General features: G+C 70.9%; 1 protein-coding gene. It reads right to left on the bottom strand.

The genetic code is table 11. The features are described from left to right. A partial coding sequence (locus NQU54_RS48725; RefSeq protein ID WP_257636676.1) for a polyketide synthase dehydratase domain-containing protein occupies nucleotides 1–670 on the bottom strand: 670 nt, incomplete at both ends.

Here is a 670-nt window from a genome sequence, read left to right as displayed (position 1 = left end):
TCGTACCGCTCGAACTCCACGGCACCGCCCGACCTGCCGGCGCCGGACCAGGCGATCCACTCCGGCCGGTACAGCGGCCCGGAGCGCGCACTCGCCGAACGCAACTGCTCGGGGCTGATCACCCGGCTCGCCAGCGACTCCACCGTCACCACCGGCTGGCCGGACGGGTCGAACGCGCGCAGGCTCGCGGACCCCGACGCGTCCCACTCCAGCTCGACGCGCAGTTTGGTGGCGCCGGTGGCGTGGAGGGTGACGCCGGTCCAGGCGAAGGGCAGCCGGATTTCGTCCCCGTCGGAGACCGCGACCAGTGCGTGGAGGGCGGCGTCGAGGAGTGCGGGGTGGATGCCGTAGCCGTCGGTGTGGTCGGTGTTATCGATGGTGTCGGGGAGGCGGACGTCGGCGAAGAGGCGACTGTCCCGGCGCCAGAGTGCGTGGAGTCCTTGGAAGGTGGGGCCGTATTCGAGTCCGGTGGTGGCGAGGCGTTCGTATGCGCCGGTCAGGTCGATGGGTTCGGCGTCGGTGGGGGGCCAGGTGGTTTGGAGGGTGTCGGGTGTGTGTTGGTGCTGGGTGAGGGTGCCGGTGGCGTGGGCGGTCCAGGGCTGGTCAGGGGTGGTGCGGGTGTGGATGGTGAGAGTGCGGGAGTGGGTGTTGGCGTCGTCCGGTGGGTTGA

Source organism: Streptomyces malaysiensis subsp. samsunensis (assembly GCF_024519315.1).
In the GTDB taxonomy this organism is placed as follows: Bacteria; Actinomycetota; Actinomycetes; order Streptomycetales; family Streptomycetaceae; genus Streptomyces; species Streptomyces malaysiensis.
Note: the sequence above shows the minus strand (reverse complement) of the source record. Positions and strands in the feature narration are given on the sequence as shown.